Source organism: Streptomyces sp. NPDC055966, assembly GCF_042269865.1.
Taxonomy (GTDB): Bacteria; Actinomycetota; Actinomycetes; order Streptomycetales; family Streptomycetaceae; genus Streptomyces.
The window spans coordinates 367,983-393,111 of the sequence record NZ_JBHJYK010000005.1 but is presented as its reverse complement, the minus strand read 5'-3'; the positions used below and the strand labels follow the sequence as shown (position 1 = coordinate 393,111).

Here is a 25,129-nt window from a genome sequence, read left to right as displayed (position 1 = left end):
GCCCGATCGCTCGGGCACCGCCTCATTCCGGCTCCAGCCTCTCCCGCACCTTCTCCTCCTACGACGACGACCCGCGGCCCCGGGTTGCGGTGATCCGGTGCACGTGACCGGATCCAGCCCTTCCTGACGGGGTGGGGGGTGATGCCCGGCACGCTCTGGTGCTGTCCCCACCCCGAAGCCTCCTGCCTGCCGGAGTGATCGGGTCCCGGCCGGTGCCTAGCGTGCTGTCCCATGACCATCCCCTTCCTGAGCCGATTACTCCGCAGGCGTACCGGCCTCGCGGCCACCGCCGCGGCGACGGCCGTCGTGCTGGTCGCCACCCCCGCGGCAGCCGCCCAAGCGCCACCGCCGGCCCGCGCGTCCCGCCCGTGCGGCACGCACGACGCCCTGCGCCGGTCCCTGCACCGCCTGGTCGTGCACGACCGGATCGCCGGTGCCGCGGTCCTCGCCGAGAGCACGGGCCCGGACGCACCCTGCGCCCGCTGGACCGTGACGGACGGAGTGGCCGATCTGCGCTCCGGCCGACCGATGAACACCACCGACCGACTGCGCATCGGCAGCGTCACCAAGACCTTCACCGCGACGGTCGTCCTCCGACTCGCCGCCGAACGGCGCCTGTCCCTGGAGGCGCCTGTCGAGCGGTACCTGCCCGGACTGATCCGGGGACACGGGTACGACGGCCGCCGGATCACCGTCCGCCAACTCCTCCAGCACACCAGCGGGCTGCCCGACTACCTCGACGCGCCCGTCTGGGACCACCCCGAGCGGCTGCGACACCGCCATTTCGCCCCGCGCGAACTCGTCGCCGACGCGCTGCGGTTGCCCCGGCCACGGCAGAGCTGGCACTACGCGACCACCAACTACCTCGTCGCCGGGCTGATCGTGCGCGCGGTCACCGGCCACTCCCCCGAGTCGGAGATCACCCGCCGCGTCATCGCGCCGCTCGGGCTGCACGACACGTACTGGCCCGGCGACGACCCCCGCCTCCACGGGCCGCACTCCCACAGCTACTTCACCGCGGACGACGGCCGCCGCACCGACGGCACGAGCTGGAACATGACCTTCGGCGGGGTCGGCGGGGCCCTGGTGTCCACACCCGCCGACATGATCCGGTTCCTCACCGCCCTGCTCGGCGGGCGCCTGCTGCCGGCGGCCCAACTCGCCGACATGCGGCGGACGGTGGCCGCCGATCCCGACCGGCTCTGGCCCGGCGCCCGTTACGGGCTCGGGCTGATCACCTCGCCCCTGTCCTGCGGCGGTACCTGGTGGGGTCACGCGGGAACCGTGCCCGGCGGCCACCGTGCCCTGGTCGCCGCCGGCCCCGGCGGCCGGAGCGTCGCCGTGGCCCTGAACGGGATCCCGGCGACGCTCCAGGCCGAACAGGACTTCCACGACGTCGTCGACAAGGCCTTCTGCGAGCCGGACCCCTCCGAAAGGACACCCGCATGACCGCCCCCACCGCGCGCGGCGCCGGCCGCCGCTCACGCCGCCGCACCGCGCGGTGCGCCGCGGCCGCCGCCCTGTGCCTCGCGGGCGCGCTCACCCTGGGCAGCGCCCCGTCCGCCACCGCCGCGTCCGCCGGCGATCCCCTCGCCCGCTACGACCACCAGCGCCTCGACTGGAAGAGCTGCCGGCTCGGCCCCGGCGACACCACCGGCGAGGAACTGGAGCAGGCCGGCGCCCAATGCGCCGACGTCACCGTGCCGTTGGACCACACCCGCCCCGACGGCCGTACGCTCACCGTCGCGATCTCCCGGATCCGGGCCACCGACACCGCCCACCGCATCGGCGCGCTGCTGCTCAACAGCGGCGGCCCGGGGGGACAGACCATCGGTGATCCGCCGTGGGTGCGCGCGGCGATGAAGGACGTCGGCAAGCGCTACGACGTGGTGGGGGTGGACCCGCGCTTCGTCGGCCGGAGCACCCCGCTGGACTGCCGCTGGCCCACCGGCAGCATGTTCCGCGGGGCGGGCACCGGCCGCGCCGGCTTCGACCGGATGGTCGCCTTCTCGGCCGGCCTCGCCCGCCGTTGCCGTACCCACGCGGGCGGCCTGATCCCGTATGCCACCACCCGGAACACCGCCCGGGACATGGACGTGATCCGTGCCGCCCTGGGCGAGCGGCGGATCTCCTATCTCGGCTACTCGTACGGCAGTTACCTCGGCCAGGTGTACGCGACGATGTTCCCGGACCGGACCGACCGGGTGGTCCTGGACGGTGTGATAGATCCCGCCCGCTACGGTCCGCGGCTGTTGCTGAGCGCGGAGCAGGCCAACCGCGACGCCCTGGGTGACTGGGCCGCCTGGGCCGCCGCGCACGACGCGGCCTACGGCCTGGGACGTACCCGCAGGGCGGTGCTGGCGACCGTGAACGCGGTCCGGTCGGCCGCCGCCCGCACGCCCCTGCGGCTCGGCGCCCACCGGGTGGACGAACACGTCCTCCCCGTCCTCGTCTTCAACGGCCTCTCCCAGGACAACCCCACGGCCTACGGGGATCTCGCCCGGGCCGTGCGGGACCTGCGGCGGGCCGCCGACGGCCGGACCGTCACCCCGTCCCCCTGGCTGGCGGATTCGCTGGACTTCCTGCTGACCGGGCACGACTCCACGTACGGCAGCGCCCAGACGTCGATCCTCTGCGGCGACGTGGCCGCTCCGCACGACCCGGAGACGTACTGGCGCGATCTGACGCGTGCCGGGTCGCGCGACCGGATCTTCGCTCCCGTCGCGAACGACATCAACCCGTGCGCGTTCTGGGCGCCTCCCCGCGAGCGCCCCACGACGATCCGCGGCGACCTGCGGGCCCTGCTCGTGAACGCCACCGGTGACCCGCGCACCGTCTACCAGGGTGCCGAAGCGGTCCGCCGCGGCTGGCCCAGCTCCCGCCTGGTCACCCTGCGCGGGGCGGACCAGCACGCGGTGTACGGCGTCTTCGGCAGCCCGTGCGTGGATGCCACGGTGAACGCCTATCTGGGGACCGGCCGCCCACCGGCCGACGACGTCACCTGCCCCAGGCCCGCCGCATGACGTGACGGCGCCGGTGCCCGCGGGATCTGCGGGCCACCCACACCAGCGATGGCTGTCACGTGGCGGTGCGTAGTGGGGCGGTCGTGCCCCTCGCTTCGAGGGACGGGGGCGCGAGGTCGACCTCGGCCGGGCGGTCCGGCTCGTCGATCCGGTCGAGCAGCCGCTGCGCGGCGCGGCGGCCCACGTCGTGGCTGGCGTTGTCCACGGTGGTCAGCCACAGATGGCGCAGGCGCGACAGGTAGGTGTTGTCGTAGCCGACGAGGGAGAGGTCCCGCGGGACCCGCAGGCCGCTCTCCTCGGCGGCCGAGAGCGCGCCGACACAGGTCATGTCGTTGACCGCGAAGACGGCGGTCGGGCGCTGCGGGCGGCTCAGGAGCCGGACGGCGGCCCGGTAGCCGCCCTCCTCGGTGAGGTCGCCCTGTTCCACGACCGCCGTGCCGGCGAGTCCGTGCTCGCGCATGGTCGCCTCGAAGCTGCGCCGGCGCAGTTCGCCGACCGCGCCCTGCCCGGCGATGTGGGCGATGTGCCGGTGCCCGAGGCCTATGAGGTGCTCGGTGGCCAGCCGGGCGCCCTGTTCGTCGTCGTTGGCGACGATGTCCACGCCGGGGAGCACCGGTTCCCGGGCGCCGGCGACGACCGTGGGGATCCGGCCGGCGGCGGTGCGCAGGGCCTCGGGGTCCTGGAGCGTGCCGACGGCGATCAGGCCGTCGACGCGCAGTTCGGTGAAGGTCCGGGTGAGGTCCTCGCCGAGCCGCCGGTTGAGGTGGCCGTCGGCCAGCAGGACGTGCATCCCGCTGTCGTACAACCGCCCGTTCAGGCCGTCGAGCAGTTCCACGAACCAGGGGTTGCGCAGGTCGTTGAGCAGCACTCCCACCGTGCGGGTGCGCCGCTCGCTCAGGCTGCGCGCGGCCGCGTTGGGCCGGTACCCGAGCGCTTCGACGGCGGCCAGGACGGCCTCGCGCTTCTCCGGCCGTACCCCCGCCGAGCCGCGCAGCACCAGCGAGACCAGGGACTTCGACACGCCGGCCCGCTCGGCGACGTCACGGATGGTCGGAGTGCTCATGTCTGGACCGTTCCATATCCCGGCAGGCCCTGTAAAGACCCCTTGACACGGGAGAGACCCAGGACTCAGGGTGTGGCGCAGGTTCTGGAACGGTCCAAAGAAGGGCGCTCATGGTGAACACGCTCGGCGTCGCGGTCGTCGGATTCGGCTGGATGGGACGGGTGCACACACAGGCGTACGCCCGTGTGCACCACCACTTCCCCCAGCTGTCCCTACGGCCGGAACTGGTCGCCGTCGCCGACGAGGTACCGGGCCGGGCGCAGGAGGCGGCCGGGCTCTACGGCTTCGCCTCCGCCACCCGGGACTGGCGCACGGTGGCCGCCGACCCCCGGGTCCGGGCGGTCAGCATCACCGCCCCCAACTTCCTGCACCGCGAGATCGGTGTCGCGATGGCCGAGGCCGGCAAGCACATCTGGATCGAGAAGCCGGTCGGACTGACCGCCGAGGACGCCCGGGCCGTGGCCGACGCGGCGGCCAAGGCCGGGGTGCAGGGCACGGTCGGCTTCAACTACCGCAACGCGCCTGCCGTCGAGGCCGCCCGCGAGCTGATCGCCGCCGGAGAGATCGGCACGGTCACCCACATCCGCATCCGTCTCTTCAGTGACTACGCCGCCCACCCTCAGGGCGCTCTGACCTGGCGCTACGAGCGCGCGCGTGGCGGCAGCGGGGTGCTCGGCGACCTCGCCTCGCACGGCGTCGACCTGGCCCGCCATCTGCTGGGCGAGATCACCTCGCTCACCGCCGACACCGCGGTCTTCGTCCCGGAGCGGGCCCGCCCGACCGGCGCCACGGCCGGGCACAGCCTCGCCACCGGCGGCGAACTCGGCCCGGTCGAGAACGAGGACTACGTCAACTGCCTGCTCCGCTTCGCCTCCGGCGCCCGGGGCGTCCTCGAAGCCTGCCGGGTCTCCGTCGGCGAGCAGAACAACTACGGCTTCGAGGTGCACGGCAGCAAGGGCGCCATCTTCTGGGACTTCCGCCGCATGGGCGAGCTCGGCGTCAGCCGCGGCACGAGCTACCAGGACCAGCCGGTGAGCACCGTGTACGTCGGCCCCGGCCACGGTGAGTACGGCGCGTTCCAGCCGGGGGCGGCCACCAGCATGGGCTACGACGATCTGAAGGTGATCGAGGCCCACCGCTTCCTGCGCTCCATCGCCGGGGGCACCCCCGTGGGCGCCACCCTGAACGACGCCGTGGCCAGCGCGGTGACGCTGGACGCGATCGGGCGCTCGGCCCAGCGGCGAGCGTGGGTGGACCTCGTCTGAGCACCATGCGTCCCACCACGCCCTGCACGTGGAGGCGGGCGGAGTCATCACCCCATGACGCTGAAGCTGCTGTCCCGGTTGATCCGGCGCCTGCGGCTGTAGTGCGCGAGGTCCACCGCGAGGCCGGTGCGCGGCAGGGTGAGCTGGACGGGCTCGGTGTCGTGGTCCCGGCCGCTCTCGCAGGCGTCGATGATCGCCGTCAGGAACAGTCCGACCACGGGGGCGTTCTTGAACTGGTTCCCGCTGGTGCCGATCGCGACGTAGTAGCCCGGCAGGGCGGTCTTGTCGTAGATCGGGATCCAGTCGTCGGAGACGTCGTACACACCGGCGACTCCCCGTGGGGTGTGGGGCACCGTGAGGGTGGGGATACGGCGGGCGGCGCGGTGGAACTGGGCGTCGTAGACCGCTCTGGTCGGCTGCGGGGGACAGTCGTCGGGATCGTCGAGCCAGTGCGGCGGTCGCACCGCGGTTCGGTCCCGCCGACGACGAGGCCGCCGCTCGGGGTGGTCCGGACGTAGGTGCCGAGGTCCGGATCGGCGACGAGGAGCCGTCTGCCGCCGCGGCCGTAGCCGTCGGGGGCCCGTACCTCGTGGACCTCCTGGCGCAGCGGCCGGGTGGTGACGGCGAAGTCGTCGCCGACTCCGGCGAGTTGGTTGACGGCGCCGGAGTGCGGTCCGGCCGCGTTGACCACGACGGGGGCCGACAGCCGGGTGCCGTCGGCCAGGCCGACGCCGGTGACCCGGTCGTGCGCCGTGATGCCGGTGACCGTCGTACGGAACCGGAAGGCGGCTCCGTGGCGTACGGCGGCGGCCATCAGGTTGTGGGCGGCGAGTTGCGGGTCGTCCACGAAGCCGCAGTCGGGGGTCCAGCAGCCGCTCAGGTCACCGGTCGGCTCGTCGAAGAAGGCCTCGTCGGTGATCGCCTTGGGCGGGCAGTGGCGGCCGGTGTCCAGCACGGGCAGACGCTCGCGGATGGTCGCGGCGTCCCAGTCCTCGTACGGCACCCCGGCCCGGTCGCACAGTTCCTGCACCGTGGCGCGGTCCTGGCCGGGCGAGTCCAGGAGCGGACCGCCGGTCCTGCTGAACCGGGCCTGGCCCGCCTCGTCGTGGCCGCCGAGGTGTCCGCTCCAGTCCGCCCAGGCATGCCGGGACTCCCAGGCGCCGGCGACGCCCGTCCAGGTGGGGTAGTTGAAGCGGATGACAGCCGAGGACGCTGGTGGAACCGCTCCCGGCCGCCGGCCCCCGCTCCACGACACGGACACGCCGTCCACCCGCGGCCAGGGCATGGGCGATCGAGCAGCCCATGACGCCGGCGCCGATCACCACCGTGTCGAAACTCCGATCGGACATCGTGTGCCTTTCAGACGGGGAACCGAACGAAGGCAGGTCTGCTCGGCGACCGGCCGGTGAGTGCCGTGACACCGGCGGTCGGCACCGGCGGCCGGGCTCAGTGCAGGGGGTGCGGGGACAGCACGGTGAACCAGAGGAGGGCGATGGTCCCGGCGCCCATCAGCGGTGTCAGTATCTCGGTCTCCAGCTTGTTGCCGCTGCTCTTGATCAGCACGATCTCGTAGCGCGTCCTGAGCGGCCACAGCCATGGCGCGCCCTGCTTGGTGATGGAGTCGCCGAGGAGATGGGCCAGGCAGCCGAGGCCGATGGCGTAGGGCAGCCAGAGCGGCGCGGAGGGGATGAACTTGTCGATGGCGGCGGTGCCCAGCGCGGCCAGGGCCACGTTGGTGCCCCAGGCATGGAAGCCGTGTCCGGGCGGGCAGAGATTGAGTGCACGCACCGCCAGCGCCAACAGGAAGAAGCACATGACGAGCGTGAACGGCCGTCCCAGAAAGGCGATTCCGGCCCAGGTGCCCGCGGTCATGAAGGCGATGAAGAACAGGGAGTGGGTGGCATGCCGATGGCCGCCGGAGACGAAGGCGACGAACCGGCACAGCATCTTGGAAACCGGGCCGAGGAAGTTCGCGATCGTGCCGTCGTGGTGGTCCAGGTCCGGCAGCAGCGCGGCGCCCGCGCACAGCACCGTGCCCATGAGGATCTCCTGGGGCGACAGATGCGTGTGCAGCAGCACGGGCGGCAGGTAGGGAGCAGTGCCGGCGAACAGCAGGGCGCCGCTCACGGCGTGCGAATGGCCCATCATGGTGAGGTTGTTCTCCCCCGGTCGGGCGCCGTGACAACGGCGCGTCGATGTCCGAGCGTCAAAGAGGTGCGCGCGGTCAGCGATGTGTGTGCGATCGGTGATGTGTGTGCGATCGGTGATGTGTGTGGCTCAGAGGTTGGTGAGCTGCTCCCCCTCGCGGTCCTCGATGATGTGGTCCACGCACACCGCGAGGATGATCAGCAGCAGCCAGTCCGGTTCGCTCATCACGTCGACCGCGTAGGCGTCGCGGACGGTGAACCAGCGGCGCGAGATGTGTGCCAGGGTCCCGCTGTCGTCCGCGATGTCGAACTCGCGGTCCCAGAGGTTGCCCGCGATCCGCAGCCGGCGCCCGCCGCGCAGGGTCACCTTGTAGCGGTCCCTGAAGATCCGCAGGGTCCGCTTGCTGATGCGGCCCACGGTCTCGCCGTTCTGCTTGATGAGGATCGTGTGGTGGAAGGTGAGTGCCTTCTTGACGATGCGGGCCACCTGCTCGCCCTCGGTGTCGACGAAGTCGAACGTGGTGCGCAACCGCAGCAGTTTGCGGTTGACCTTGAAGAGCTTCTCCCGGTGTTCCGTCTCGACCCAGGCCTCCTCGTGGAAAGCCAGCATGCGGTCGCGTACCAGGTAGCGCATGAGTACCCCGTCCAGATCCCGAGAGAGGAAGAATCACTGTCCGCCGCGATAATAGTTGCGGCGTTGCGCAAGACAGCAACTCCATCCGCACCGCTCACGGGGAGGGCATGAATGACCATCACGCACCGACCGGGCCGAAAGGGCCCCGTCGCAACCGTACTTCTGACGCTGCTGCTCGGCCTCGGCCTGGCGGCGACACCGGCCGCCGCCGCTCCGGCCACCGCTCGGCAGGCCGCGACGGCCGCAACGGCTACGACAGCTGCGGCGGCCACGGGCACTGTACGCACCGGAACCGCGCTTGCGGGCACCGTCTCCACCATCCGCCTAAGGCACACCACTTCCACACATCACGCGGCGGCGACCCTCCGCAGGACGAAGACCAAGAAGAAGAGCTTCCTCAAGAAGCTCGGCATCTTCCTCCTGGTCGTCGTGATCCTCGTGATCCTCTTCGTCGTCCTGGTCATCTGGCTGCTGGTCCACCTCGTCCGCCGGGTCTTCCGGGGGAGGCGCGAACGCTGAGGAGCCACGCCGGCGACGGCGCCCTGATCGGGAAAATGCCTCAACCGGCCCCGCACGAGGGCCGGTTGAGGCGTTCCGTTCGCGCGACGCTCATGGCGTCGCGGACCGTTGACGGTTACGGAAGAGTGGCTCCCTCCGCGTTCAGCGCCGCCGGCACCGGCTGGAAGAAGGTCTCACCGCCGGACGTGCAGTCACCGCTGCCGCCCGAGGTCAGCCCGACGGCCGCGTCGGAGTCGAAGAGCGCGCCGCCGCTGTCGCCGGGCTCGGCGCACACGCTGGTGTCGATGAGCCCGGAGACCGAGCCCTCCTGGTAGTTCACGGTCGCGTCGAGCCCGGTGACGGACCCGCTGTGGACCCCCGAGGTGCTGCCGCTGCGCGTGACCGATTCACCCACGTACGCATCGGCGGCGTAGGTGATCTGCTGGCTGCTGCCGTCGTAGAGGTCGACGGCGCTCGCGTGGTCGCTGCTCGCGTCGTCGTACTGCACCAGGGCGTAGTCGGTACCGGGGAACTGCGAGTCGACGGTCTGGCCGACCTCCCCGCCGCCCTGGGAGTCGGACCACGTCTGGGATGCGTTGCCGCAGTGCCCGGCGGTGAGGAAGTAGGGCGCGCCGTTCACGGTCACGTTGAATCCGAGGGAGCAGCGGACACCGCTGCCCCAGATGGCGTCGCCGCCCGCGATGAACGGCTTGAAGGCGGAGGCGGTCCGGCGTACGACGACCTTCTCGCCGAGCGAGTCCACCACGGAGTTCAGCCGGGCACGCTGGGCACCGGTGACGGTCGGGTCGACGGTCACGACCACCTTGTCCTTGCGGGGGTCGATCGCCCAGGCGGTGCCCGCGATCCGGGCGCGCTGGGCCAGCGTGCGCTGTGCTCCACGGAGTTGGGTGGTGGAGTAGCGGACGGTTCTGGGGACGGCGCCGGTCGCGCGGACCTGGGCGGCCGCGGACGGGTCGGTGATGCCGACGACGAACTGGTGGGCCGCGGCGTCGTAGTAGGAACCCGCCGCACGGTCGCCCAGTCGTGCGACGAGTGATGCGGCGGACGCGGCGCGGGCCGCGGCCGGGGTGGCCGCGGCGGCGGGAGCGGCCGTGGCCGAGCCGGCGCCGGGGAGCAGGGCCGCGCCGGCCGTGAGGACGAGGACGCCGGCTGCGGTGAACGCGCGGGCGGTGCGGGTGTTTCGGCGTTGCGCCATGTGAGGCCTCCAGTGGGGGTTGCCCCGCCCGATCGACGAGCCGGGGCCGGAGGAACGACAGCCACGGGCACGCCCCGAACCCAAGCGTCGGTCGTGCCCATGCCAAACGCCGACGAGTATGGCGAGGCTCTCCCGTCACAACAAGGAGGGATTCCGGCCTGACCTCCGGCACCACGGACACGCAGGCGCCGTCACCATCCCCGCACTCCAAGCCCCGGCGCGGGCGTCCGAAGTCACGCACGGTCGCCGCCACCGCCCCCGCCGTCCACGCTCGGTTCATCAACGGCTGGCCGGTACGCCATGATCCCGTTCGGAATTCGAACCAGTCGTCCTTTATTTAGACCACTCTTGGCCCACTGATGACCTGACGCGACCACACCCTCGCCTGTCCGCATCCCCACGGCCGTCGCATGCCTACGGCTTCACGCCGTCCCGGTGCTCGACATCCGTCCGCGCACGACGTGTCCAGGGGATCAGCGCCGGGACGCGGGCGCGGTAGGCCTCGTAGGCCGGACCGAACCGGCCGGCCATCAGCCGGTCCTCGGCCCGGACCCGCAGCAGCATCCAGGGCACCGCGACGATGAGGAAGGCGACCCAGACGCCGAAGCCACGGGCCAGCATCCCGCCGAAGACGAGGCCGAGCAGGCCGGTGTAGATGGGGTGGCGGACCAGCCCGTAGGGGCCGTCCGTACGGAGCTCGTGATGCTCCCGCACCGTCGGGACGCTGGCCCACATCGTGCCCAGCACCCAGCGTGCCCACAGCAACAGGGCTGTGGACGCGACGGCGAGCGCGGCACCCAGCAGGGCCAGCCCGGGCTGCCAGTACCGCAGTTGTCTCCAGAGGCCGCCGGTGCGGCCGACCAGGACCGAGAACACGTAGACACCTGCTATGAGGAGGAGCCGGCGGGGCAGCGTGCGCCGCTGTCCCCGCCACCAGCCGCGTACACCGGAGTGGCTCTTCACGCCGAAGTAGACGGCGCCCACGATCCAGGCCGCGTAGAAGATCAGGAAGCAGATGACGATGACCAGCGCGAGCGCCGAGTGAAGCGATCCCATGGCTCAAGGGTGCTCCGCACGGGCTGTCGATCACCACCACCCACGGGTCGATGGAGACGATCCGCCGACCTCCACCCCAGGATGGAGAGCGGCCGCCCTCTGCCCGCGCTCGACCGACGCCAGCATGCTCACGCTAATCTCGGCCCGCGTCCGCCGCCGTTCCTCCATGGAGAGATGAGTACCCGAGATGACAGCGCCCCAGGTGGTCGTCCGTCCGGCGACCTCCGCCGACCTCCAGGCCGTTGCCGACATCTACACGCACTACGTCCGCCACACCGTGGCCACCTTCGAGGAGACCCCGCCGACCGTCGCCCACTGGGAGGAACGGCTCGACGACCTGACCGGCCGGAAGCTGCCCTTCCTCGTCGCCGCGTCGGACGACACCGTCGCGGGCTTCGCCCTCGCCGCTCCGTGGCGCCCGAAACCGGCGTACCGGAGCACGGTCGAGGACACCGTCTACCTCGCACCCCACGCCATCGGCCGAGGGTTGGGCACGGCCCTGCTCGACGCGGTCGTCACCGAGTCCGCCCGGGCGGGGATGCGGCAGATGATCGCCGTCATCGCCGACACCGGCAACGACGCCTCGCGCGCCCTGCACCGCCGCTTCGGCTTCACCGACGCCGGTCGCCTGGTGCGGGTCGGCCACAAGCACGGCCGCTGGATCGACACCTTCCTCATGCAGCGGGAGCTGACCGCCGAGCACGTCCGCCGGTGATCGCCGTCCGCGGGCGCTTGACCTCAAGCGCTTGAGGTGTGGTCTGCTGACGCCATGACGACCTTCACGATTCATGAGGTATCAACCCATAGCGGGCTCAGTGAGCCCACACTGCGCTATTACGAAGATGTCGGGCTCATCGGACCGATCGACCGCGACGAGAGCAGTGGGCACCGCCGGTACAGCAGCCGGGACCTCGACACGCTGGAGGCACTGTCCTGCCTGCGCGCGGTCGGCGTGAGCATCGAGGACATGCGCACCTACCTGGGCAACCGGGCGCGTGGCCGGGAGGCGGCGGCCGAGCAGCGTGACCTGCTGCTGCGGCACGCCGAACGGATCGAGGCGGAGATCGCGGCCCAGCGGGCGCGGCTGCGGTACCTGCGGGAGAAGGCGGCGATGTGGGACGCCCGCGACCGCGGCGACGCCGCCGCGGAGGCCGAGTCGACACGCCGTGTCGTGGCCGCGGTCGAGAGCCTGGGGGTGCTGCGATGAGCCGGGTCCTGGTCACCGGCGGAGCCGGCTACGTGGGGACGCAGCTGATCACCGCGCTGCTGCGGGCCGGGCGCCCGGTGCGGGCCACGGTGCGTTCGACGGCCCGGGAGTCCGAGCTGCGCGCGGCGGTGCGTCGCGGTGGCGCCGACGACGGCGGTCTGGAGGTCGTCGCCGCGGACCTGATGTCCGACGACGGCTGGCACGCCGCGGTGTCCGGCTGCGAGGAGGTCCATCACGTCGCTTCCCCCATCCCGGCCGTCCAGCCGGAGGATCCGGACGAGCTGATCGTCCCCGCCCGCGACGGCACGCTGCGGGTGTTGCGGGCCGCACGCGACGCGGGCGCCCGGCGCACCGTGCTGACCTCGTCGTTCGCCGCGGTGGGCTACACGCCGAAGGCCGGCGCCGAGTTCACCGAGGCGGACTGGACCGATCCCGACACCCCCGGGCTCGCGCCGTACCCCCGGTCCAAGGCGATCGCCGAGCGGGCCGCGTGGGACCTGATGGAACGGGAGGGCGGCGACACCGAACTCGTCGTCGTCAACCCGACGTTCATCCTCGGTCCCGCCCTCACCACGGAGCCGCGCTCGTCGACGCAGTTGGTCAAGGCGATGCTCGACGGCACGATGAGCATCGCACCCCGCCAGCGGTTCGGCATCGTGGACGTCCGCGACCTGGCCGACCTGCACATCCGCGCGATGGCCGCTCCCGAGGCCGCGGGCAAGCGGTTCCTGGCCGTCGCGGACGGCCCGGCGCTGAGCTTCCTGGAGATCGCCGAGATCCTGCGCCGACGGCTCGGTCCGCTCGCCGCGCGCGTACCCACGCAGGAGGCACCGGGCGACGAGCCGCCACGGCCGGTCATCCACAACGACCGCGCCCGCGAGGAGCTCGGCTGGCGCCCCCGCCCCGTCGAGACCACCGTCGTGCAGACGGCCGAGAGCCTGCGCGGCCCGGGTGTGCCGGAAACGGGACGGTGACTCAGCCCCGCAGGTCGAAGGCCTCGGCGATCTCGTCGCGCCCGGCCCCGGCCGCCAGCAGCAGCCGGAGCAGCACCCGGGCCTTGTACGGGTCGAGGAAGCCGCCGTCGATCAGCCCGCGCCGGCGCAGGTCGGTCTCCGAGCCGGGAGCCTCGTAGGTGTGCCGCAGCACTGAACCGCTCCCGGTGCGCGAGGTCAGAACGACCGGCAGGTGTGCGGCGAGCGCGCCGAGCCGTGGTGCCAGCACGTCCGGCACGTGACCGACGCCGAAACCGGCGACCACCAGGCCCCGATGTGTCGCTTGGAGCCCGTCGAGCCACGCGCCGTCGTCGTCCAGGGTGACCACGTGCAGGGCGACGCGGGCGGTCTCCAGCCGCTTCCGGTCGACGTCGACCGGAAGCGGCGGGTGCCGGGGCTGGGCGAGGAGCATCCGCACCCGGCCCTCGACGACATGGCCGAGCGGGCCGGCGCTCGGTGAGGCGAAGCTCGCGGGGTTCGTACTGTGTGTCTTGCGCACCCAACGCGCCGCGTGCACCTCGTCGTTGAGGACGACCAGCGCACCCGCGCCGCGCGCCTCGCGGGCCGCGGCGACGCGTACGGCGGCAAGTACGTTGGCGGGGCCGTCCGCTCCGGCCATGACCGGCTGCCGCATCGCGCCGGTCAGTACGAACGGCGCGTCGTGCGGCCACACCAGGTCGGCCAGGAAGGCCGTCTCCTCCAGGGTGTCCGTGCCCTGGGTGACGACCACGCCGTCCGCGCCCTCGGCCACGGCCCGTGAGGCGACGGCGACGACGTCGAGGACCTGCGCGAAGGTGAGGTTTCCGCTGGGTACGGCGTGTACGTCCCGAACCTCCAGCGGGACTCCCAGCTCCGCCAGGCCCGGTACGGCGGCGGTGATCTCGGCGCCGCTCAGCCGTGTCCCCCGAGCCTGGCCCGGCACCGAGATCGTGCCCCCGAGTGCCAGCAGTACGACGCTCAACACCCGCTCCTTCTCTTGGAGTTCCGCCCTCGGTGATCCACTGGCCGTGGCCCGACCGCTCCCCAACCTACCGGTGGGCACACATCGGGCGCACGGACAGTGCGTCAGATCCCGTTTCTGCAAGCCCATTGACCCTGGTCGTCCACATCCATAGCCTCCATCCTCATACATGGACGGCTTCCTCGGCGGTACGAGGACATGGTTCATGCAGGCGACCGCGGTTCAAAGGGGAACTGGCCCATGCCACTTGTTGTCGTTGCCGTCGGCGTCCTGATCCTGCTCTTCCTGATGACGAAGCTCAGACTCAACGGCTTCGCCGCCCTGCTGCTCGTGGCGGTGGGCGTGGGTATGGTCCGGGGCATCCCGCTGGAGAAGATCCCCGATGTGCTCTCCGAGGGCATCGGCGGGCAGATCGGCGACACCATGCTCACCATCGGGCTCGGCGCCATGGTCGGGCGGGTGCTGGGCGACTCCGGCGCCGCCCAGCGGATCGCCGGCAGACTGCTCGACCTGTGCGGACCGCGCTGGGTCCAGGTCGCCATGATCCTGTCGGCCATGCTGATCGGCATCACCATGTTCTACGAGGTCGCCTTCGTCATCATCGTGCCGGTCGCCTTCACTCTCGTACGGGTCACGCGGGCGAACCTGCTGTGGGTCGGGCTGCCGATGTCGATCGCCCTGTCCACCATGCACAGCTTCCTGCCGCCGCACCCCGGCCCGACCTCGGTGGCCGCGACGTTCCACGCCTCGGTCGGACTGACGCTGTTCTACGGCCTGTTCATCGCCGTGCCGGCCGGTGCGCTGGTCGCCCTGGTGTGGCCGCGCCTGCCGTTCGTCCGGAGGATGAACCCCTCCATACCCACCGGCCTGGTCAGTGACCGCGTCTTCACCGAGGAGGAGATGCCGGGCATGGGCTGGTCGCTGTCGGTGGCCCTGCTGCCCGTGGTCCTCATCGCCGGAGCCGCCGTGACCGGACTGGCCGGCTCCGGTTCGGGGCCGGTGCTGCACTTCGTCGCGTTCATCGGATCGGCGCCCATCGCCCTGCTGCTCACCCTGGCGGTCGCGATGTGGGCGTTCGGCCCGCGGATCGGCCGCAGCCTGGACGAGGTCAGCGCGTCGTGCCGGTCGGCCGCCCAGGCGATGGCGATGATCCTGCTCGTGATCGGCGCGGGCGGCGCGTTCAAGCAGGTTCTCGTGGAAGGCGGGACCTCGGACTACATCAAGGACGCCACCGGCAGCTGGTCCCTGTCGCCGATCATCCTCGCCTGGCTCATCGCGGCCATCCTCCGCGTGGCCCTCGGCTCGGCCACTGTCGCCGTCGTCACCGCCTCGGGCGTGGCGCTGCCGCTGCTCGCCGGCAGCGGAGTCCGCCCCGAGATCATGGTGCTCGCCATCTCCTGCGGCTCGATCGCCTTCTCGCACGTCAACGACCCCGGCTTCTGGATGTTCAAGGAGTACTTCAATCTGTCCGTCATCGACGCGATCAAGGCCCGCACCACCTACACGACCGTGCTCTCGGTGCTCGGCCTCGGCGGGGTCCTGGCCATGGAGTCGATCCTGGACACCCTCGGCGTGTGACCCCGCGGACCGTGCCCGGCGGACGCCGTACCGGCGAGGCGTCCGCGGCCTTCAGCAGCCGTACCGGTCAGGCCCGTTGCGCGTGGCCGGCCCCCGCGGTGTTCACCCGCTGGTCCGTGCTGCCACCCCGGCCGGCCGTCCAGAAGCCGTTCCTGGGAAACACACGCACGGACCCCAGGTGGGCCACGTACACGGCGAGGGGCCCCTGGTGCGTGGCCACCGTGGTACGAAACGCCCGGTTGCAGGCCGTCGTGACGTCGACCGACCCGGCGAACCTGGAGCGCACCATCGGCCTGACCGCCCCGGGCCGGACCGGCCGGATCCCGGACATCGCCGACGCGGTCGCGTTCCTGGCCTCCGACGCCGCTCGCCGGTATCCGCGCGGATCAGCGCGCCGCACGCAGCTCGGCGTACAGCTGCGGCCCCGTCCAGGTGCGCGGTGCGGACTCCGCCTCGTGCACCAGGGCCCTCAGCCGCGCGTTCGCGGGGGCGCTCAGTCCGTGGGCGGCGGCGAGGGCGACGATCTCGCCCTGCAAGGAGTCGATCTCCGTGCGCCGGCCGCGCTGGAGGTCCTCCCACATCGAGGAACGGGCATGGGCGTCGATCCGGAGGGACGCCGCCGCGACCCTGCGGAAGAGGGCGTCGGGCAGTCCCAGCACGTACGGGGTGACGGCGGGCGCGGTGGGGCCGAGGCGGGCCGGAGCGACCTCGGCGGCGCGGTACGCGGCAAGGGCCTCGCGCTGGCACAGGGCGAGGCAGCGGCGGTACGCGCGTTGGCCGAGCTGGTCGCGCAGCGGCAGCCCGGACAGGGCGTTGATCGCGTTGTTGAGGTTCAACAGCAGCTTGGCGTGCTGCACTTCGGACATGTCGGTGCGGGCCTCGATCGCGAGGCCGGCCTCGCGGAAGGCGCCGAAGAGCGTGTCGTCGGGCTCGGTCATGAGGCGGCCCGGCATGCCCTGGTGCACGGTGCCCGGCTCGGACTGCACCACGTTGTACGGCACCATCCCGGCCAGCACGGTGTGGCCGGGGAGCGCGGCGCGCAGGGTGGCGGGGTTGTGCAGCCCGTTCTGGAAGCTGACCACGACGGCGCCCGGGGCGAGATGGGGGGCGAGGTCCTCGGCGGCGGCCTCGGTACCGGCGGTCTTCACCGTGACCAGCACGTAGTCGGCGTCGGCTGCGGCCTCGGGGCCGGTGGCCAACACCAGCCGGTCCGGCGGGAGGTGGACGGGCGGCCGTACGGAGGTGCTCAGGGTGAGGCCCCGCTCGCGCAGCACATCCATGGCGCCGGGCCGGCCGACGAGTGCCACGTCGTGCCCGGCGGCGACGAGGTGACCGCCGAGGTGACAGCCGATGCTGCCGGCACCGAGGACGGCGAAGCGGGGCTTGGGCATGGGGGCGACTCCTGCGCATGAGCGGGGGGCTGGCAGGGGCCAGCATGGCCCATGCGCAGGTCGGCTGACCAGCAAGGCCCGCACCTGGGCGCCTCGTCCATGTGAGCCTGGCAGTTCGCCGAAGTTCGGACTGCTCGCCGACCAGGGGGTGGACGGCGTCCCGTGGAGCCCGCTCGCCGCCGGACGCCTCGCCGAACCCCGGGGGGCGAGTGCTCGACACGCCGCTCGGGGGGCAACCCGGAGGCTGAGGAGCCCGGTCGTCGACGCCCCGGTCGTGGGCTCCGTACGTGCCCCGCGTGCCCGCCTGCTTCTGATACTTCTGGGCGCGGCCGCCGAGGTCGTCTGCCGGGTCAGGCGGGGGAAGGCAGATCGACCCCCGGTCGCCCGCGCCGGGAGCCGCGCGTCACGCGCTGTTCGAGCCGCGCGCGGCAGTCCGGCCACTCCTCCGCGGTGATCGAGAAGATCGCGGAGTCACGGAGCCGACCCTGCTCACCCGCCACCCAGGACGGGGACCAGTTGCGCAGCACACCCTCGAACTGGGCACCCACCCTCTCGATCGCGGCCCTCGACCGCGCGTTGCGCGCGTCCGTCTTCAGGTCGACCCGCGCCACTCCCCAGTTCTCGAACGCGTGCCGGAACAACAGGTACTTCGCCTCGGTGTTCACGCCCGTCCCCTGGGCCGACCCCGCGAGCCAGGTGAACCCGACCTCGATCGCGTACAGTTCACCGCTCGTCGGCCACAACCGCGGGTCCCAGTAGGCCGTGGTCCCGATCGCCCGCCCCGACGCCCGGTCCACCTGTGCGTACGGGGCCAGCTTTCCGGCGGCGGCGCGGGCGAGTTGGGCGTCGATGTACCCCTCGACCTCGTCGGCCGTGGGCACCCACGTGAACCGGTAGGAGCTGCGGTCGTCCTCCACCGCCACGGCCAGGTCCGCCGCGTGGCGGTGCTCCAGCGGCTCCAGACGCACGAGCGTGCCGTCCAGAGCCGGTCCCTCAAGCGTGAAACCCATCGCTCACCAATCACGTGCCCGTACGGATGGTCGGTGTCCGGGCCACAGCCGCATCCGCAGCCCCAGGCCCGTAGCGTTGCAGAGCTTTCGCGCCCTGTCGCGCGAAATTCGGCGCGAAGCGGGAGCCGGCGAGGCCCGCTGTCGCCCGGAGCGTGCGCCGCGTTCAGCCGTCGCAGCGGTGGGCACCCCGCCGGACCGTGTCTGTGCGGCCCCGGTGCGGGGCCGCACAGACACACGTCACAGGGTTCAGGCCAGCCGCGCGGACACGATGGTGACCGGCTCCGCCGGCACATCGCGGTGCCCGGCCCGGGTCGTGGTGGACACTCCCTCGATCGCGTCCACGGCCTCGTTGCCGGCCACGACCTTCCCGAAGACCGCGTAACCCCAGCCGTCCTGGCCCGGGTAGTTCAGGAAGTCGTTGCCGTTGGTGTTGATGAAGAACTGGGCGCTCGCCGAGTGCGGATCCGAGGTCCGGGCCATCGCCACCGTGTACTTGTCGTTGCGCAGGCCGTTCTTGGCCTCGTTCTCCACGCGCTGCGGCGCCGGCCGCTGCTCCATCTCCGGGGTGAAGCCGCCACCCTGGATCATGAATCCGGGGATCACCCGGTGGAAAATCGTTCCGTCGTAATGGCCGGACCGGACGTACTCGACGAAGTTGGCCACCGTCTTCGGTGCCTTCGCTTCGTCGAGTTCCAGCGTGATGTCTCCGGCCGAGGTGTTCAGCAATACTTTGGTCATTCGGACATCGTATGTCGCAGGCTCGGAAAACCCGGGAACCTGGCCGACCGCGCGGAGGTGCGCGCGACCGCCTCACCGGCGAACACGGGCTCCATCGCCTTTCGCCGGGCATCTGACAGGGGCCGTCATGTGCCGAGAAGACCCCGTCCCCGTCATCCGGCGGCGGACGGCAGGGTCCGTTCGTAGATGGTCCCGCCGGGTGTGAACCAACCCGCCTTCTTACGCACCGCGGGGCTCGGGTCACCGGCCTGGGACGCACGCAGGGCGGCGAGGGCGCGCGCGTCGAAGTGGGCGAACTTTCCGACGAGTTCGGCGGCCATCGCCCGGACGTGCGGGTCGGGGTCCGAGGCCAGGTGGTGCAGTGCGGGTTCGAGGACTCGGTCCGCACCCGGTGCGCAGGTGTCGCCCTTGCACCGGTCACAGGCCAGAGCGTGGAGCGCGGCGATCCTGACACGGGCGTCGGGGTCGTCCGCCATGGCGACGAGTTCGCCCATCGATTCGGTGTCCACCAGGTGGTCGAGCAGGCGGCAGCAGCCCTCACGCACGGCCGGGTTGCGGTCCCGCAGGCCGGCACGGACGGCGCCCAGTACGCTCTCCCCACGTCGGAGCAACGCGTGATACGCGGCGACGGTGCGCTGAGGATCGCCCAGGCACGAGACGAGTGATGCATTGTCGGTCCTGACGAATCCGAGCATGACTTCAGTGTCGGCCACTCGGCGCATCCCGCCAAAGGAGTTTCCACGCCCACGAGTCAGGCGGACGGCGAGCGGGGGCTGACGCGTCCGGGCGGCCGATCGCGCCCACTGGGCCGGTCTGGCCTGCTGTGACCACCCCAGGAGTCGGCCACCGGATGTCGACGGCACTCCGGCACCCACGCTCCGCCACGCGTCCTGGCGCTCCGCCACGCCTCCTGGACAGGACACGCGTGGCAGCATGACCGGCATGGCTGCCTATGTGATCTCCGAGGTGAAGTTCCTGAACCCCGCACTCGCGGACGAGTACAGGCGGTTGGCCGAGGCGTCGATCCTTCGTCACGGGGGCCGCTACGTCGTCCGCGGCGCGCTGCCGGACGCCGTCGAAGGGGCCTGGCCTTCCGAACAGCGGCTCGTGATCATCGAGTTCCCCGATATGGACCGGGCCAGGGAGTGGTACGCCTCGCCCGAGTACGCGCAGGCGCTGAAGCTGCGTCAGGTCGCGCTCGAACGACGGCTCCTCTTCGCCGAGGGCCTGCCCGAGTAGCCGTTGTCCTCCGCTCAGTCTTCCTTGACCGGCAGGCGTCGTACGACGTGAGAGGCCCAGGCCGGGGCGTGATCGAGCAGACAACGGCGAGCGTGGACCCGGGCCCTGGCCACCACCAGCAGGGCCCGGGCGGCGGCCGGGGTCGGCCCCAGGTCGTTGGTCACGGCCACCTCGACACCGCCGTTGTACTGCGCCGACAGGTTGTAGATGAAGGTGCCCAGGGTCGCCAGGAACGTCCCCATGACGACTTCCAGGCCGACGACGCCGATCGAGACGGCGAAGACGGTGCCGAGCTCCGGCAGGACGTCCGGGGCCATCGCTTCCACCAGGAACCACACGATGACCGCGGTGACGACCGCGACCACACCGAGGCCGGCCAGGAGCAGGAAGCTCGTCACCATCACCGAACACGGGTCCCCCTCCGATATGCGCATCCGTAGGGTCCACGCTCCGGGTCCGGGGACCCCGTCGGGCGGTGCCGGGTGACAGGCGGCACCGGGTGCCGGATCGGGCCGGCCGAACGCGTTGGGCCGGGACCGGTGCGCGGGTCGTGTGGCGGCTCCGACCGAGGGAGGTGGTGCTGGGGGCACCGGTGCGGGTCCGTCCGGGAGAGACGGTGCCGAGGGCAGCCGGGCGGATTCGGCCGGGAGAGGGGGTGCTGGTGGCGCTGTTGCCGGTCCGTACGGGGCAGGGGGTGTTGAGGGCGGCGGCGTGGATCCGGTGTGGTCGGGGGCTGCGGGCCGGCCCGTCGGCGCCGGCCGCTCGTCGGGGCGGGCCCCGCGAGCCGGCCCCTTTTCGGCGCCATCGGGGTGCACGGTGCACGGCAGTTCGCCGACGGACCCGTTGATCCGCACGCCCCGGGCTCCGCCGTCCTGCTCCGGACCCGCCTGCCCGCGGGCGATGCCGCGAGGCCTGCGCTCGGCTCGACTCATGCCTGTCTCCCTGACTGGCGCGGCAGCCTCGCAGTGCCCTCCCGCCTCGAACGGGCCTGCGTCGACCGCCCTGCGGCCTCGGGGGGCCTGCGGGTCCGTGCCTCCGACGGTATGGGCTCGGTCGGGATCATGCACCCGCAGTCGACGTCCCGGAACACGAGGTCGCGGGCCGCCCCCGCGCCGAGGTGACCACCTCCCCCAGGCCGGACCACGCACACGGAGCGACACGGAACCGCTCCGGTCCACCGACGCCGGACGGGCGTACGGGCGTGTGGGTGAGCAACTTCCGCATGAACGATCCCGGCACCGGGCGCCGCGTCGGCGCCGTCACCGGTCTCCGGGCCCGGCGGGGTGCCGGATCATCTTCACCGAGTGCCCCACCACTCTGTCCGGTCAGCCACTGCGCGCACGACCAGGGGCCGCCGGGGACACACGGGCGGGGCCGCGGTCACGGACGTTCTTCCGGCGGAGTTCTGTGGGGTAGGGCTCCACGCCCAGCAGGAGGTGGCCCTGGACCCCGGTCCCGCCGTACGGTTCACACGGTGATCTCGGCCGCGCGACGCGGGTCCCCGGCAGCCCCGGCCGTACTCTGCCGCGCCCTCCGGTTCACCGCGCCCACGGTCTCGTCGTGGGCGTCGGGGATCCGAGCGGCTTCGCCACGGACCGGGCCTGCCGACGCAGAGTGGGAAGCGCGCTCACCGGGCCCGGCACGCAGTCCGCCACGACGACCTGAGGTACGGCCGTCACTGCCGCGCTAGCCGCCCCGGTCGGGGCCGCCGCCGGACGGAGGCCTCACGGCGACAGCTCGACCACGAGGGGTCGGTGGTCCGAGATGCCGAGCACCGGCGCACTCTCCGAGCGCACCGCGTCCGCCACGACGCCCCTCGCGAGGACATGGTCGAGCTGCACGATCGGACGGTGCGCGGGATAGGTCGGGGCCCGGGCCAGATCCCGCCAGCGGTCGGCCGGCTCACGACCCGGGCGCGGGCCCGGCGTCGCCCCGTTGAGCACGGCCCTGGGCAGCGCGCCCGTCAGGTTGAAGTCGCCGAGCAGCAGCTGCGGCCGGGGCAGTGCGGCGATCCAGCGGCGCACGCGGAGCAACTGGCCGATGTTCCAGCCGGGGACGAAGGAGAGGTGCAGGGCCACGGCCGTGAAGGGGCCCTGCCCTCCGTCGAGCACGGCCGCCACCGCGGCGCGCGGCTGATCCCGGCTCAGGGCGAATCCTGGGTTCCCGGCGACCCGTAGCGGCAGTCGCAACGGCGCCGGGGACAGTCTCAGGACCCGCCACTCCCGTACCGGGAGCCGGGACAGCAGCGCGACCCCGTGCGAGGGAACCGCGTCCGCCTGGTCCGTGTCGCGCGGTCCGTACAGGTTCGGCCCGGGCCGGGAGGGGTCCAACACCCATCCCCGGCCGGGCACTTGCCGTCCGTGGAGGGCGGAGGCGTAGCGCCAGTCGGGCGCGCCCATGGCATCGGCGGCAACGGCGGCCTGGTCGACACGGCCCGACCTGTCCTGAAAGCGGTCGACCTCCTGAAGGGCCAGCACATCGGCGTCGAGGGCGGCGACGGCGTCAGCGAGCGGCCACCAGGGGACGTCGTCCGCTGCCGGTGCCGGGCGGCCGTCGCTCCGGAGCCGCCGGCCGTGCAGGACGTTCAGAGTCGCACAGCGCACGCGCGCCTCACCTCACTTCACCCGGGCGGACGCCGGGACGCGCACCACCGGTCCCGCCGGTCACGGGCCACCGCCGGATGCCGCGGCGGGGCCCGGACACCTCACGGTCTACCACGCCTCGCCCCTCACCGACGGCGACGACGACAGCAACAGCGACGGGGGACCGGCGCCGGCAACGGGACGACGGACGGCGGCGCGACACCGGCGCATCGGCCACCGGGCTACGGCCGCCACCCGCTACGGCCGCTCGTCGGATCGTTGCTCCGCTCCCGCTCCCCCGGGCGCCGTCCCGTCGCGCAGGAGCCCGTCGAGCGCCGTGAGGACATGCCCGCAGATCTTGTCCGGTTCGGCGCTGGCCAGCGGTTCCTGGCCGACCACGACCCGCATCAGACCGATACCGAGCAGCCACGCCATGGCGAGCTGGGCGCGCAGCTTGCTGTCGTCGGCCGTGGAGAGGGCGGCGAGCGCGGCGGCGTACTCCTCGCCCAGCGCGCGGACGGTGTCAGGAGCGGCGTCCGCGCTGCCGATGGAGCGAAGGTAGACGGCGAGCAGGCGGTCCGACCCGGGTTTGCCGCCGTCCGCGAGGACACCGCGCAGCGCGGTCTCGAACAGCCGGTCCGGGGGCGTGCCGCTCACCTGCTCCTTGCCTCCCTGGGCCATCACCTCGGTGAGCAGCGCCTTCTTGGATCCGAAGTAGCGGAATATGAGCGCCTGGTTCACGCCGGCGCGGCCGGCGATGTCACGGACGGTGGCCGCCTCGTATCCACGCTCCGCGAAGACCGCGCCCGCCGCGTGCAGGATGCGCGTGCGGGTCCCTCGGGCGTCACGCGGACGGTGCGGGTTGTCCTCTCGCAGAGAGTCCTGTTGCGGAGAGTCCTGTCGCGGGGAGACCTGTTGCGGCGGGCCACCGCCGGTCCGGTCCTGGTGAAGGGTCTGCTCGCTGGTGTCCACCCTCTGCTCCTTCTGCCGCCGTGGGCCCGCTCGCGCCTGCCGAAGAGCCGTCAGGGTAACGGCCGATTAGCGTCGTTGACCGTCCGGTGCGCACCTCCTAGCTTTGTAAGCACGTGATTACACCAGGGAGGCAGCAGTGACGGCAACGGACCACGCACCCCTCGCCTATCCCTTCAACTCCAGCGAGGATCTGGCCCTGTCGGAGGCGTACGAGCGGGCCCGTGACACCCCGGGACTGTTACGCGTCCAGCTGCCCTACGGCGAGCCGGCCTGGCTCGCCACCCGCTACGCGGACGCCCGGCTCGTCCTCGGCGACCAGCGCTTCAGCCGTGCTCTGGCACTCGTTCACGACGAGCCACGCGCCTCCGAGGGCAAGCGGGACAGCGGGATCCTCAGCATGGATCCGCCCGACCACACCCGGTTGCGGTCGCTGGTCGCCAAGGCCTTCACCGTCCGCCAGGTGGAGAAACTCCGGCCGCAGATCAAGGAGTTGACGTCCACTCTGCTGGACGAGATGGAGTCGGCGGGCCCGCCGGCCGACCTGGTCGACCGCTACGCCCTGCCCATTCCGGTCGCGGTGATCTGCCGGCTTCTCGGGGTGCCGGAGGAGGACCGGCCGCGCTTTCGTGCGTGGAGCGACGCGGCGCTGTCCACCAGTTCACTGACCGCCGAGGAATTCGACCGCAACCGCGAAGAGCTGCGCGCGTACATGTCCCAGCTGATCGGCGCGCACCGGAAGGAGCCCCGGGACGACCTGATGACGGCGCTGATCGAGGCGCGCGACCACGACGACCGGCTGTCCGAGCTGGAGCTCGTCGACCTGTGCGTCGGAATCCTCGTCGCCGGCCATGAGACCACCGCCACCCAGATCCCCAACTTCGTGGTCACGTTGCTCGACCATCCGGAGGCGCTGTCCCTCCTCCGCGCCGAGCCGGAGCTGATCACCGGCGCGGTCGAGGAACTGCTGCGTTTCGTGCCCCTGGGCAGCGGGGCCGGTCAGCCTCGGTACGCCAAAGAGGACGTCGAGGTGGGGGGCACCCTGGTGCGGGCCGGGGAGCCGGTGCTGGTCGCCGTCGGCGCGGCCAACCGCGACGCGCTGCGCTTCACCTCGGCGGGCACGCTCGACATCACCCGGAGCGGCAACGCCCACCTGGGCTTCGGCCACGGCGTCCACCACTGCCTCGGGGCTCCCCTGGCCCGCCTCGAACTCCAGGAAGCCATCGGCGCGTTGGTGGCCCGCTTCCCCCGGCTGCACATCGCCGGCGACATCACCTGGAAGACCGAGATGCTGGTGCGCGGCCCCCGCGTGATGCCGGTGGGATGGTGAGACGGCCCATGAGCTGGGAGTTGCGCATCGACGCCGACCGCTGTATCGGCTCCGGTATGTGCGCCGGAACCGCACCGGACCTGTTCGTCCTCGACGACGACCACGCACATCCCGTGCACGAGCACCTCACCGAGCACGACGAGCGCGCTCTGGAAGCCGCCGACATCTGCCCGATGCTGGCCATCACCATCCGGGACGCGAACGGAACGGAGATCGCGCCCCGCTAGCCA

26 protein-coding genes are annotated in these 25,129 nt (G+C 72.2%); 11 read left to right on the top strand and 15 right to left on the bottom strand.

All coding sequences use genetic code 11. The features are described from left to right. Positions 1-231 precede the first annotated feature (231 nt). Together ACFC8N_RS13995 and ACFC8N_RS13990 are read left to right on the top strand one after the other, a co-directional pair. The gene (locus ACFC8N_RS13995) at positions 232-1,449 is read left to right on the top strand and encodes a serine hydrolase domain-containing protein (protein ID WP_376288245.1); all 1,218 of its coding nucleotides are present in this window, start codon (positions 232-234) and stop codon (positions 1,447-1,449) included. Further along, the gene (locus tag ACFC8N_RS13990; protein ID WP_376288244.1) at positions 1,446-3,023 is read left to right on the top strand and encodes an alpha/beta hydrolase; all 1,578 of its coding nucleotides are present in this window, start codon (positions 1,446-1,448) and stop codon (positions 3,021-3,023) included. The genes ACFC8N_RS13995 and ACFC8N_RS13990 overlap by 4 nt, the downstream gene beginning before the upstream one ends. Before the next feature lie 55 nt (positions 3,024-3,078). Here ACFC8N_RS13990 and ACFC8N_RS13985 read toward each other — a convergent pair whose 3' ends face one another. Continuing rightward, positions 3,079-4,086 carry a LacI family DNA-binding transcriptional regulator gene (locus ACFC8N_RS13985; RefSeq protein ID WP_376288243.1) on the bottom strand — a complete coding sequence of 336 codons (1,008 nt, stop codon included), beginning with the start codon at positions 4,084-4,086 and terminating at the stop codon, positions 3,079-3,081. A 110-nt stretch (positions 4,087-4,196) separates the two neighbouring features. Here ACFC8N_RS13985 and ACFC8N_RS13980 point away from each other — a divergent pair, with 110 nt between their 5' ends. Beyond that, positions 4,197-5,351: a Gfo/Idh/MocA family protein gene (locus ACFC8N_RS13980; RefSeq protein ID WP_376288242.1), complete on the top strand. Its 1,155-nt coding sequence runs from the start codon at positions 4,197-4,199 to the stop codon at positions 5,349-5,351. 47 nt (positions 5,352-5,398) lie between these two features. Here the strand turns inward: ACFC8N_RS13980 and ACFC8N_RS13975 are convergent, their stop codons facing one another. The 4 genes from ACFC8N_RS13975 to ACFC8N_RS13960 all read right to left on the bottom strand — a co-directional run bounded on the left by ACFC8N_RS13975 (position 5,399) and on the right by ACFC8N_RS13960 (position 8,132). Next, on the bottom strand, positions 5,399-5,569 hold the full coding sequence (locus ACFC8N_RS13975; protein ID WP_376288241.1) for a hypothetical protein: 171 nt from the start codon (positions 5,567-5,569) through the stop codon (positions 5,399-5,401). After that, positions 5,551-6,612 (bottom strand): FAD-dependent oxidoreductase, encoded by a 1,062-nt coding sequence (locus ACFC8N_RS13970; protein WP_376288240.1) that lies wholly within the window; start codon positions 6,610-6,612, stop codon positions 5,551-5,553. The genes ACFC8N_RS13975 and ACFC8N_RS13970 overlap by 19 nt, the downstream gene beginning before the upstream one ends. Before the next feature lie 185 nt (positions 6,613-6,797). Beyond that, positions 6,798-7,499 (bottom strand): metal-dependent hydrolase, encoded by a 702-nt coding sequence (locus ACFC8N_RS13965; RefSeq protein WP_356033199.1) that lies wholly within the window; start codon positions 7,497-7,499, stop codon positions 6,798-6,800. Positions 7,500-7,628: 129 nt separating this feature from the next. Then, complete coding sequence (locus ACFC8N_RS13960; RefSeq protein ID WP_356033201.1) at positions 7,629-8,132, bottom strand: LURP-one-related family protein; 504 nt, start codon at positions 8,130-8,132, stop codon at positions 7,629-7,631. Positions 8,133-8,243: 111 nt separating this feature from the next. Here ACFC8N_RS13960 and ACFC8N_RS13955 point away from each other — a divergent pair, with 111 nt between their 5' ends. Then, the gene (locus ACFC8N_RS13955) at positions 8,244-8,651 is read left to right on the top strand and encodes a hypothetical protein (RefSeq protein ID WP_362819987.1); all 408 of its coding nucleotides are present in this window, start codon (positions 8,244-8,246) and stop codon (positions 8,649-8,651) included. 115 nt (positions 8,652-8,766) lie between these two features. Here ACFC8N_RS13955 and ACFC8N_RS13950 read toward each other — a convergent pair whose 3' ends face one another. Then, complete coding sequence (locus ACFC8N_RS13950) at positions 8,767-9,846, bottom strand: S1 family peptidase (protein ID WP_376288239.1); 1,080 nt, start codon at positions 9,844-9,846, stop codon at positions 8,767-8,769. A gap of 414 nt (positions 9,847-10,260) precedes the next feature. Further along, on the bottom strand, positions 10,261-10,902 hold the full coding sequence (locus ACFC8N_RS13945; RefSeq protein ID WP_376288238.1) for a methyltransferase family protein: 642 nt from the start codon (positions 10,900-10,902) through the stop codon (positions 10,261-10,263). Positions 10,903-11,089: 187 nt separating this feature from the next. On the opposite strand from ACFC8N_RS13945, the gene ACFC8N_RS13940 reads away from it, so the two are divergent. From ACFC8N_RS13940 to ACFC8N_RS13930, 3 genes are read left to right on the top strand one after another with little or no spacing between them, the layout of a single operon-like run. Then, positions 11,090-11,617, top strand: a complete 528-nt coding sequence (locus tag ACFC8N_RS13940; RefSeq protein ID WP_376288237.1) for a GNAT family N-acetyltransferase — start codon at positions 11,090-11,092, stop codon at positions 11,615-11,617. 54 nt (positions 11,618-11,671) lie between these two features. Continuing rightward, positions 11,672-12,109, top strand: a complete 438-nt coding sequence (locus ACFC8N_RS13935) for a MerR family transcriptional regulator (RefSeq protein WP_356033213.1) — start codon at positions 11,672-11,674, stop codon at positions 12,107-12,109. Then, positions 12,106-13,083 carry an NAD-dependent epimerase/dehydratase family protein gene (locus tag ACFC8N_RS13930; protein ID WP_376288236.1) on the top strand — a complete coding sequence of 326 codons (978 nt, stop codon included), beginning with the start codon at positions 12,106-12,108 and terminating at the stop codon, positions 13,081-13,083. Before ACFC8N_RS13935 ends, ACFC8N_RS13930 begins: the two co-directional genes overlap by 4 nt. 1 nt (position 13,084) lies before the next feature. On the opposite strand, the gene ACFC8N_RS13925 is transcribed toward ACFC8N_RS13930, so the two are convergent. Next, positions 13,085-14,062 (bottom strand): asparaginase, encoded by a 978-nt coding sequence (locus ACFC8N_RS13925; RefSeq protein ID WP_376288235.1) that lies wholly within the window; start codon positions 14,060-14,062, stop codon positions 13,085-13,087. 198 nt (positions 14,063-14,260) lie between these two features. On the opposite strand from ACFC8N_RS13925, the gene ACFC8N_RS13920 reads away from it, so the two are divergent. Further along, positions 14,261-15,640 carry a gluconate:H+ symporter gene (locus ACFC8N_RS13920; protein WP_376288234.1) on the top strand — a complete coding sequence of 460 codons (1,380 nt, stop codon included), beginning with the start codon at positions 14,261-14,263 and terminating at the stop codon, positions 15,638-15,640. Positions 15,641-16,026: 386 nt separating this feature from the next. Here the strand turns inward: ACFC8N_RS13920 and ACFC8N_RS13915 are convergent, their stop codons facing one another. The 4 genes from ACFC8N_RS13915 to ACFC8N_RS13900 all read right to left on the bottom strand — a co-directional run bounded on the left by ACFC8N_RS13915 (position 16,027) and on the right by ACFC8N_RS13900 (position 19,474). Then, complete coding sequence (locus ACFC8N_RS13915; protein WP_376288233.1) at positions 16,027-17,031, bottom strand: 2-dehydropantoate 2-reductase; 1,005 nt, start codon at positions 17,029-17,031, stop codon at positions 16,027-16,029. 350 nt (positions 17,032-17,381) lie between these two features. After that, positions 17,382-18,041: a GNAT family protein gene (locus ACFC8N_RS13910; protein ID WP_356037958.1), complete on the bottom strand. Its 660-nt coding sequence runs from the start codon at positions 18,039-18,041 to the stop codon at positions 17,382-17,384. Positions 18,042-18,287: 246 nt separating this feature from the next. Beyond that, positions 18,288-18,779 carry a peptidylprolyl isomerase gene (locus ACFC8N_RS13905; RefSeq protein WP_356037956.1) on the bottom strand — a complete coding sequence of 164 codons (492 nt, stop codon included), beginning with the start codon at positions 18,777-18,779 and terminating at the stop codon, positions 18,288-18,290. A gap of 152 nt (positions 18,780-18,931) precedes the next feature. Then, positions 18,932-19,474, bottom strand: a complete 543-nt coding sequence (locus tag ACFC8N_RS13900; protein WP_376288232.1) for a HEAT repeat domain-containing protein — start codon at positions 19,472-19,474, stop codon at positions 18,932-18,934. Positions 19,475-19,721: 247 nt separating this feature from the next. Here ACFC8N_RS13900 and ACFC8N_RS13895 point away from each other — a divergent pair, with 247 nt between their 5' ends. After that, on the top strand, positions 19,722-20,018 hold the full coding sequence (locus tag ACFC8N_RS13895; RefSeq protein WP_376288231.1) for a DUF1330 domain-containing protein: 297 nt from the start codon (positions 19,722-19,724) through the stop codon (positions 20,016-20,018). Positions 20,019-20,032: 14 nt separating this feature from the next. Here ACFC8N_RS13895 and ACFC8N_RS13890 read toward each other — a convergent pair whose 3' ends face one another. The 3 genes from ACFC8N_RS13890 to ACFC8N_RS13880 form a co-directional block, all read right to left on the bottom strand. After that, positions 20,033-20,452: a DUF3566 domain-containing protein gene (locus tag ACFC8N_RS13890; RefSeq protein ID WP_376288230.1), complete on the bottom strand. Its 420-nt coding sequence runs from the start codon at positions 20,450-20,452 to the stop codon at positions 20,033-20,035. A 1,290-nt stretch (positions 20,453-21,742) separates the two neighbouring features. Further along, positions 21,743-22,621 (bottom strand): endonuclease/exonuclease/phosphatase family protein, encoded by an 879-nt coding sequence (locus ACFC8N_RS13885; protein WP_376288229.1) that lies wholly within the window; start codon positions 22,619-22,621, stop codon positions 21,743-21,745. 237 nt (positions 22,622-22,858) lie between these two features. After that, entirely contained in the window at positions 22,859-23,572 is a 714-nt protein-coding gene (locus ACFC8N_RS13880) for a TetR/AcrR family transcriptional regulator (RefSeq protein WP_376288228.1), read from the bottom strand. A gap of 136 nt (positions 23,573-23,708) precedes the next feature. Here ACFC8N_RS13880 and ACFC8N_RS13875 point away from each other — a divergent pair, with 136 nt between their 5' ends. Together ACFC8N_RS13875 and ACFC8N_RS13870 are read left to right on the top strand one after the other, a co-directional pair. Further along, positions 23,709-24,899, top strand: a complete 1,191-nt coding sequence (locus ACFC8N_RS13875; protein ID WP_362819996.1) for a cytochrome P450 — start codon at positions 23,709-23,711, stop codon at positions 24,897-24,899. Positions 24,900-24,907: 8 nt separating this feature from the next. Then, complete coding sequence (locus tag ACFC8N_RS13870; RefSeq protein ID WP_356037944.1) at positions 24,908-25,126, top strand: ferredoxin; 219 nt, start codon at positions 24,908-24,910, stop codon at positions 25,124-25,126. Positions 25,127-25,129: the final 3 nt, after the last annotated feature.